This is a genomic window from Nonomuraea sp. MG754425, from assembly GCF_021699195.1.
In the GTDB taxonomy this organism is placed as follows: domain Bacteria; phylum Actinomycetota; class Actinomycetes; order Streptosporangiales; family Streptosporangiaceae; genus Nonomuraea.
On sequence record NZ_SSXE01000145.1, the window covers coordinates 21144 to 29850 of the forward strand.

The 8707-nt window shown below is 71.9% G+C and carries 8 protein-coding genes and 1 pseudogene; 5 read left to right on the forward strand and 4 right to left on the reverse strand.

Going from position 1 to position 8707, the window contains the following annotated elements:
* Positions 1–80: 80 nt before the first annotated feature.
* Genes FAF44_RS37830 through FAF44_RS37840 form a run of 3 tightly spaced genes read left to right on the forward strand, consistent with a single transcriptional unit; the run spans position 81 to position 3696 of the window.
* The gene (locus tag FAF44_RS37830; protein ID WP_237108172.1) at positions 81–1589 is read left to right on the forward strand and encodes a benzoate-CoA ligase family protein; all 1509 of its coding nucleotides are present in this window, start codon (positions 81–83) and stop codon (positions 1587–1589) included.
* Positions 1586–2383, forward strand: a complete 798-nt coding sequence (locus FAF44_RS37835; RefSeq protein ID WP_237108173.1) for a tryptophan 2,3-dioxygenase — start codon at positions 1586–1588, stop codon at positions 2381–2383. The genes FAF44_RS37830 and FAF44_RS37835 overlap by 4 nt, the downstream gene beginning before the upstream one ends.
* The gene (locus tag FAF44_RS37840; protein ID WP_237108174.1) at positions 2377–3696 is read left to right on the forward strand and encodes a kynureninase; all 1320 of its coding nucleotides are present in this window, start codon (positions 2377–2379) and stop codon (positions 3694–3696) included. The genes FAF44_RS37835 and FAF44_RS37840 overlap by 7 nt, the downstream gene beginning before the upstream one ends.
* Here the strand turns inward: FAF44_RS37840 and FAF44_RS37845 are convergent.
* The 4 genes and pseudogenes from FAF44_RS37845 to FAF44_RS37860 all read right to left on the reverse strand — a co-directional run bounded on the left by FAF44_RS37845 (position 3647) and on the right by FAF44_RS37860 (position 6641).
* Positions 3647–4045, reverse strand: a complete 399-nt coding sequence (locus FAF44_RS37845) for a sigma-70 family RNA polymerase sigma factor (protein ID WP_237108175.1) — start codon at positions 4043–4045, stop codon at positions 3647–3649. The genes FAF44_RS37840 and FAF44_RS37845 overlap by 50 nt on opposite strands.
* 61 nt (positions 4046–4106) lie before the next feature.
* Positions 4107–4166: pseudogene (locus FAF44_RS37850) on the reverse strand (hypothetical protein); the annotation flags it as partial.
* Between the two features lie 169 nt (positions 4167–4335).
* The gene (locus FAF44_RS37855; RefSeq protein WP_237108176.1) at positions 4336–6273 is read right to left on the reverse strand and encodes a 2-isopropylmalate synthase; all 1938 of its coding nucleotides are present in this window, start codon (positions 6271–6273) and stop codon (positions 4336–4338) included.
* 29 nt (positions 6274–6302) lie between these two features.
* A complete protein-coding gene (locus FAF44_RS37860; protein ID WP_237108177.1) occupies positions 6303–6641 on the reverse strand; it encodes a hydroxyisourate hydrolase in 339 nt (112 codons plus the stop codon).
* Positions 6642–6957: 316 nt separating this feature from the next.
* Between FAF44_RS37860 and FAF44_RS37865 the strand changes: the two genes are divergently transcribed.
* The gene (locus FAF44_RS37865) at positions 6958–7248 is read left to right on the forward strand and encodes a hypothetical protein (RefSeq protein ID WP_237108178.1); all 291 of its coding nucleotides are present in this window, start codon (positions 6958–6960) and stop codon (positions 7246–7248) included.
* 203 nt (positions 7249–7451) lie between these two features.
* Positions 7452–8707 (forward strand): AfsR/SARP family transcriptional regulator (locus FAF44_RS37870; protein ID WP_237108179.1); only part of this gene is annotated, 1256 nt, incomplete at its 3' end.

Sequence of the window (8707 nt, forward strand, 5' to 3'; positions counted from 1 at the left end):
CCGAACCTCCCCGGTCGCTCCGACCGGCGGGCACCGTGGAGGAACGAAAGCACACGAGCAGAACATCGAGAAGGCGTGCCATGGAATCTTTGAACATTGCCGGGCGATTCCTCGATCGGAGCGACGGCCGCAGGACGGCACTCATCACCCGTGAGGGCCGGGTCGACTACGCGGAGCTGCGTTCGCTGGCCAACCGTACCGGCAACGCGCTCCGCGACCTCGGGGTACGGCGCGGCGACCGGGTGCTCATCGCCGCCGACGACAGCGTCGAGTTCGTCGCCGCCTGGTACGGGGCGCAGAAGATCGGCGCCGTCACCGCCGAGGTCTACACGTTCCTGAGACCCGAGGACTACCGGTATTTCGCCGGTTATGCCCGGCCCCGCGTCGTGGTCGCGGGGCCGGCGACCTTGGACGCGCTGCGGGCGGCGGACGTCGGCGGGCTGCTCGTGACCGGCGTGCCCCGGCACCGGCTGCGGCCGGGTGAACGGCATTTCGACACCGTGGTCGCGGCCCAGGAGGACCGGCTCGACCCGGTGCCGGTGGCCCCCGGCGACGTGGCGATCTGGAAGTTCACCACCGGCAGCACCGGGGCTCCACGGGCGTGCGTCCTGCCGGCCAGGAGCCCGCACCTCAGCTTCGAGTCCTACGCCCGCGGCGTGCTGGACCTCAGAGCGGACGACGTCGTCCTGCCGGTGCCGAAACTGTCCTTCGGCTACGCCCGCGACCTGACGGCGTTGTTCCCGTTCGGCGCGGGGGCGGCCGGAGTGGTCTTCCCCGAGCGCAGCCGGGTCGAGACGATCTTCGAGCTGATCGCCGAGCACCGCCCCACCATCCTGGTGAACGTCCCGACGATGATGAGCGCCATGCTGGCCCACCCCGACGCAGCCCGTCAGGACCTGAGCTGCCTGCGGTTGTGCACCTCGGCCGGGGAGGCGCTGCCGCCGGAGCTGCACCGGCGCTGGACGGACGCCTTCGGCGTGGAGGTGGTGGACGGGCTCGGCTCGTCGGAGGCGTACCACATCTACCTGTCGAACCGGCCGGGCCGGGTCCGGCCCGGCACGCTCGGGCAGGAGGTGCCCGGCTACCGCGCCCGCGTGGTGGACGACGACGGCCGCACCGTCCCCGACGGCGAGGTCGGCCGGCTGGAGATCACCGGCGCGGCCGTCGCCCTGGAGTACTGGCAGCAGCCGGCCAAAAGCGCCGAGACGTTCGTGGCCGAGCACACCGTGCGCTCGGGCGACCTGGTCACCAGGGATGCGGAGGGCTTCTTCCGCTACCGCGGCCGGGCCGACGACCTGCTGAAGGTGGGCGGCTCCTGGGTGGCGCCCGCCGAGATCGAGAACTGCCTGCTCGAACATCCCGCGGTGCGCGCCTGCGTGGTGGTCGGCGAGGACCTGCGCGGGCTGACCCGGCCGCACGCGTACGTCGTGGCCTGCGCCACCGTCGAGGCCGCGGAGCTGAAGGACTTCGTGCGCGCCAGGCTGGTCGCGCAGCGGGCCCCGCGGAAGATCACTTTTGTGGACGCGCTGCCGCAGACCGCCTCGGGCAAGGTCGACCGGCAGGCGCTGAAGGAGGGGGTCCTGGCATGACGAACGCCGCCGCACCCGCCTCGGCCGAGCTCGACTACTCCTCCTACCTGGAGCTGGACCAGGTGCTGACCGCGCAGCGGCCCCGGTCGTCCGCGCACGACGAGACCATGTTCATCATCGTGCACCAGGTGTACGAGCTGTGGTTCAAGCTGCTGCTGTCGGAGCTGGCCGAGTTACAACGGCAACTGGAGTCGGGCGAGAGCGGGGCCGTGCTGCACACCCTGCGACGGCTGCTGGCGATCATGCGGATCGTGGTCGGCCAGATGGACGTCATGGACACCCTGACGCCGTCGCAGTTCGCCGAGTTCCGGGGCCGGCTCGGCACCGCGAGCGGCGGCCAGTCCGTGCAGTTCCGCGAGATCGAGGCGGTGCTGGGGCTGCGTGAGCGCCGGATGACCGCCGCCCAGAGCGAGGCGGGGCGGCTGCGTGTCGAGGCGGCGACGAGCCGTCCGTCGGTCTTCGACTCCTTCCTGCGCCACCTCGCCTTCCAGGGCTACCAGATCCCCCAGGAGGCGCTGGACAGGGATGTGTCGCTGCCGATCGAGCCGTCCGCCGCCGTGCAGGACGCGCTGGTCGTCGTGCGGCGCGACAACCTCGTGGCGGCGCAGGTCTGCGAGGCGCTGCTCGACCTCGACCAGCTCCTCCAGGAGTGGCGCTACCGGCACGGCCGCATGGTGCTGCGCGTCATCGGCTCCAAGTGCGGCACGGGCGGCACCTCCGGGGCCGCCTATCTCCAGAAGACGATGGCCATCCCCGTGTGGCCCGACCTGTGGGCGGTGCGTGACCGATGCTGAACGACCTGGCGGCGCGCCTGGCGCCGCACTACTCCAGATTCCGGGTCTCCGAGCGGCTGCTGCTCACCGGGCACTCGCACCAGGCGTGGCCCGACGTGGCGCTGGCCGGCCAGATCGAGGCGTTCGAGGACGCCGCGCTGGAGGCGGACGGCAAATGGGCGCGGGCCATGGCCAAGGCGGAGCGGGTGCGGGCCGGCCTGCGCGGCTTCCTCGGCGACCCGGCGGCGGAGCTCGCCCTCGGCGGCAGCACGCACGAGCTGGTGCTGCGTTTCCTGTCCGCGCTGGACCTGCCGGCCCGGCCGCGGCTGGTCACCTCCGACGGGGAGTTCCACACCCTGCGCAGGCAGCTCGCGCGGCTGGCCGAGGAGGGAGTCGAGGTCGTCCGCGTGCCCGCGCGGCCGGTCGAGACCCTGTCCGCGCGGCTGGCCGCGGCGGCCGGCGACCGGACCGCGGCGGTGCTGGTGTCGGCGGTGCTCTACGAGACGGCCAGGATCGTGCCCGGCCTCGGCGAGCTCGCCGCCGCCTGCGCGCGGCGGGGCACGGAGCTGCTCATCGACACCTACCACGCGCTCGGGGTGGTGCCCTTCCGCCTGCCGGACGTCGAGTCCGCGTGGGTGGTCGGCGGCGGGTACAAGTACCTGCAGCTCGGGGAGGGCAACTGCTTCCTGCGCGTGCCGCCGCACGCGGCCGGGCTCCGGCCGGTCGTCACGGGGTGGTTCGCCGAGTTCGCCGAACTGGCCGCCGAGCGGGACGGCACGCGGGTGCGCTACCCGCGCGGCGCGGCCAGGTTCGCCGGGGCCACCTACGACCCGACCAGCCACTACCGGGCCGCCCGGGTGCTGACGTTCTTCGCCGAGCAGGGGCTGAGCGACACGCTGCTGCGGCGGGTCTCGCAGCGGCAGCTCGCCCGGCTGACCCGCCGCTTCGACGCCTTCGACGCGCCGGAACGGGTGATCGGCCGGGACCGCGACGCCCCGCTGACGGCCTTCGGCGGGTTCCTGGCACTGCGCTCACCGCACGCCTCGGTGCTGCGCGAACGCCTCGCCGCCCAGGGCGTCCTGACCGACAGCCGGGGCGACCACCTGCGGCTGGGCGCCGCGCCCTACCTGTCGGACGGGCAGCTCGACGCGGCGATGGACGCGCTCGGCGCGGAGATCGCGGCCCTGGGCGAGACCCGTGCGGACACCGCCCCGGACGGCCGGGCCGCCTCCGGCCGTCGCCCGGCCGGCCGGGGGACCGGGGGCGGGACGGGCCCCCGCGCGCTCACCGTGCGGCGGGGCGCGCCGGCTCCAGGGCGGAGCGCAGCGTGCTGAGCGCGCGGACCGTCTGGCTGCGCACGGTGGAGGACTCGTTGCCCAGGGCCCGGGCGGTGTCCTCCACGCTGCGGTCCTCCCAGAACCGCAGGAAGATCGTCGCCCGTTGCCGGGGCCCGAGGGTGGCGAGCGCGGCCATGAGCACGATGCGTTCGCTCACCAAGGTGTACGGGTCCTGCGCCGGGGTGGGGTCGGGTGGTGCTCCGATGAGGATCTCGCGGGACCAGCGCATGGCGCGGCGGTCGCTGATGAGTAGGCGTTTCATGATTTGTCGGGCGTAGGCTTCGATGTGGTCGCGGCGGTCGAGGTCGTCCCAGTGGCGGTGCAGGGCGAGCAGGGTGCGTTGCACGAGGGTGGTCGCGGCGGTCGAGGTCGTCCCAGTGGCGGTGCAGGGCGAGCAGGGTGCGTTGCACGAGGTCGTCGGCCTCGTGCCAGTCGTCCGACAGCCGGAACGCGGCGTGCCTGAGCATCGGCCTGGCCTCCCGCGCGAAGCGCGCGAACTCCTGGTCGTCCGCCTTCGGCACGACCCACACCCCCTTCCGCCCATTCGGGCGTGCACCAGGATCGACCGCCGGGGCCGCGGTCACCACCCCTAGGCTGGGCGCCCCGCCCCCTAACCGCGGGCGCGGGGCGCGATCGTCATCGTCCGGCCCGCAACCGCCGGGCTCCGGCGGCGGGACGGGCGGCGCACCCCGCGGACCCGGCCTGGCCCGCGGCGGGGGGTGGCGGCAGGGCCGTGCGCCGTGCTCTGGCACCGGCCGCGCCGGTCGCCGCCGTCGCGGCGACGACGACGTCCGTCCCGGCGCCCGCGCCCCACACCGCCGCACGCCCGGTCGCGTCCCGCTCGGCGCCTCGCTCCGCGACCGCGCCCCTGGCCGCGTCGTGTCCGGCGCGCTGCTCGTATGCCGCGCCCTCGGGGCCGCCGGGTCCGTTGCGCTGCTCCCAGGCGAGGTCTCCGTCGTGCTGCTCCCACGCCACGTCTCCGGGGCGCTGTTCCCAGGCCGCGTCCCCGGGGCTTCGGTCCCACGGTGCGTCGTACTGGGCGTAGACGAGCACCGGGTCGCCGGGGGCCCTGGCCGGGACCCCGTCGATGGCGTGTACCTCGCGGACCCGCACGCCGTCCCGCCGGAAGACCTCCCGCAGCCTGGTGACCGCCCGCGCCCAGGCGGGGTCACCCAGGTAGGGGCCGCCGTCGATGTGCAACGTGACGACGGCGCCGCGCAACTCGGAGAGCGGCACCGGCGCGGGCGCGAACTCCTCCTCGAACACCCGCATGATCCGCTCCGGCGGCACCTCCCCCTCGTGGGCCTCCGCGACCGCCTGCACGGCCTGGGCGAGCTCGACCTGGAGGCCGCGCGGCAGGGTCCGGCCGTATCGGGCGTTGAGCAGGTAGGCCGGGCCCGCCTTGCCCGACTGGCTGGTGACGCGCACCACCGTCTCGTACGTGCGTCCCACGTCAGGCGGATCGACCGGCAGGTACGGCACCTCCCACGGCAGCCCGGACGGATCGCCCCCCATGCGGGCCGCCTCCCGTTCCAGGGCTTCGAAGCCCTTCTTGATCGCGTCCTGGTGCCCGCCGGAGAAGGCCGTGAAGACCAGCTCGCCGCCGTAGGGGTGGCGGCGCGCGACGGGCAGGCCCGTGCACTCCTCGACCGTGTGGCGCACGTGGTCGAGGTCGCCGAAGTCGATGCCGGGATCGACGCCCTGGGTGGCCAGGTTCAGGCCCAGGGTGACCAGGCAGACGTTGCCCGCCCGCTCGCCGTTGCCGAACAGGCAGCCCTCGACCCGCTCCGCGCCCGCCAGCATGGCCAGTTCGGTGGCGGCGACGCCGGTGCCGCGGTCGTTGTGCGGGTGCACCGACAGGCACACGTGCTCGCGCCGGGACAGGTTGCGGTGCATCCACTCGATCTGGTCGGCGAAGACGTTGGGGGTGGTGCGCTCGACGGTGGCGGGGAAGTTCAGGATGATCGGCCGGTCGGGGCCCGGCTGCCAGACGTCCATGACGGCCTCGCAGACCTCCAGGGAGAAGTCCGGCTCGGTGTCGTTGAAGTGCTCGGGGGAGTACTGGAAGCGGATGTCGCAGCCGTCCAGCAGCTTGTCGGCATATTTCATGACCAGGTGTGTGCCGAGGACACCGAGGTCCTTGCACTCGTTCCGGTTCATCCCGAACACCAGCCGGCGCATGATCGGCGAGGTGGCGTTGTAGAGGTGCAGGGTGGCCCTGGGCGCCCCGCTCAGGCTGGCCATCGTCCGCTCGATCAGCTCGTCGCGGGCCGGCACCAGCACCGAGACCCACACGTCGCCGGGGATGCGGTCCCGCTCGACGAGCAGGCGTACGAAGTCGTAGTCGTCCTGGCTGGCCGCGGGGAAGCCGACCTCGATCTCCTTGTAGCCCATGGAGACCAGCAGGTCGAACATCATGAGCTTGCGCTCGGGGCTCATCGGCCTGGGCAGGGCCTGGTTGCCGTCACGGAGATCGGTGGACAACCAGCGAGGGGGAGCGGTGAGGACGGCGCCCGGCCAGCGGCGGTCGTCGAGCGGCACCGGGCGGGCGGCTGGGTATCGGCGGATTTTCATGTCGGACCTCGCTATCTGCGCGGGCACCCTCAGCTCAGCGAACCGAAGCAAGCGGAATAGAAATAGGGGGACAGGACGACCGCGATGTTGCCCACGGTGTCCTCGTCGAGAATGCGGAACGTCAGGACGATCTCGGGATAGGCGGCGCGCAGCCCGAGCGCGACGAAGTAGCGGTCGCTGTCGAAGACGATGCGGTAGATCCCGCGGCCGAGCCGCCGGTCGTACCATTCGTTGACGCACCCGTCGTCGTCGGTCCGCGCGGTGGCGTCCACCACCCACCGCCCGTCGGCGGCGCGCTCCAGGCGCGTGCCGAGCCCCGCGGTGCCGCGGCCGTGCACGGCGTCCTGTGCCTGCACCGTGATTCCCATCTCACCTCACCGGACGAGCTGAAGGTCGTGGCCGCCCGGGTGACGACGACCCTCGCTCGCGCCACCCGGGCTCGCGCCAAGGCTGCCGCCGTTTTCTATCCGGCGTCCTTTCGGCGGCTATCGCCGCTCTATCGCCGGCCGATAGGGGTGTGGCCGCCGCTATTCGGCACCTCGGCGGATGTCGCGGGAAAAACCGGCTTTACGTGCTGTGATGGCGGGGCAAAAGCTTCGGAATATTGGGCCAATTGAGCACCGTGTGAGCGTTCATGGCGAACGGCGAGACAAAACCGCGAACGCCACACGGAGGTAGATCGAAATGACCGCCACCAGTGTCAAGACGGCCACCGGGATCCGCATCGCGATCACGATCGCGCTGAGCGCCGCCGCCGGTGCCGCCGCCGTGGCCGCGCTGCCTTCCCCCGCCTACGCCAGTGCGTCCGTCATGAGCGCCGGCACCCCGTGGGACCTGGACGATCAGGCGGGCACTCCCTGGGACGCGGACGGTCAGACCGGCACGCCGTGGGACCTGGGCACCCCCTGGGACCCGAGTGACCCGGCGGGCACCCCCTGGGACCGAAGCCACCCGGCGGGCACCCCCTGGGACTGATCATCGCGCGCCTAATGCTCGACACCCGCTTAACCACAAAACTTAAATACCGTTGATTTCCGCAAATCTGGCCGCGCTCCCGATGGCGATGTACTATCCACAGGATCGTTCAGTCGCCCGCAGACCACGGGGTCGCGCCCTCAGCCAGCGCATCAGAAGAAGGATCACTTGCCGCCGGCGATGGCCTCTTTGAGGAGATGCGCGTGGAGTTTCGGGTCCTGGGTGCGCTCGAGGTCGGTGCTGATGGTCGCTTACTCGATCTCGGGGGATCACGACAGCAGATCGTTCTCGCGGTTCTGGTGCTGAATGCGAACAATTCCGTGTCGCAGGATCGCCTGGTCGAGGCGATCTATGATGAAGATCCTCCGGCCACTTCGCGGGCGCAGGTACAGATTTGCATTTCCGGCCTCAGACGTTTGTTCGCGGCGCATGGCCATCCGGAGATGATCGTGACGACTCGACAGGGCTATATGTTGCGCGTCCCCGCCGACGCGATCGATGTGCGGCGCTTCGAAAGTCTCGTGCAGCAGGCGCGAAAGGCGCGCGACGAGGGACGGCTGCGTGATGCCGTGCAGCACTATCGGGACGCGCTGTCGTTGTGGCGGGGTCCCGCGTTCGAGGGGATCGAGAGTCGTTCGGTGCAGGCGCTGGCGGGTTGGGCGGCGGAGCAGCGGATCACGGCGAACGAGGACTGCATCCAGCGGGAGCTGGAGTTGGGGCGGCATCAGGAGCTGGTCGGTGAGCTGACCCGGCTGGTGCGCGAGTACCCGCTCTGGGAGGGGTTCGCGGCCCAGTTGATGATCGCCCTGTATCGCTCGGGGCGGCAGGCGGAGGCGCTTCAGGTCTTCCGCGACGCCCGGAGGGTGATGATCGAGGAGCTCGGGATCGAGCCGAACGAACGCCTGCAGCAGCTCGAGGCCGCCATTCTGCGCTCGGACGTCAGTCTCGACCTGACGCCGGCGGCCCCCGCGGCGGCGGCGCCCGAACCGCGCGTGGCGGTCGCGTCCGTGCCGAACATGCTGCCTGCCGCGATCGCCGACTTCATCGGCCGGGAGGAGCAACTCGAGAGCATCAGGCGGCGGCTGACGGTGCCGCTGGACGGCGACGGGCGGTTCGCCGTGCCGATCGTGGCCATCGCCGGACGGGCGGGCGTGGGCAAGACGACGCTCGCGCTGCAGGCGGCGCACAGCATCGCCGCGCATTTCCCGGACGGGCAACTGTTCGCCAACCTGCACGAGGGGCTGTCCAGGCAGGCCAGCCCGGCCCAGATCCTGGATCGTTTTCTGCGGGCTTTCGGGGTGTCGGGGTCGGCGTTGCCGGAGTCGGTGGGGGAGCGGGCGGAGTTGTTCCGGATGTTGCTGGCGGATCGTCGGGTGTTGATTGTGTTGGATGATGCGGCGGGTGAGGGTCAGGTGTTGCCGTTGTTGCCGGGGAGTGCGTCGTCGGCGGTGTTGGTGAC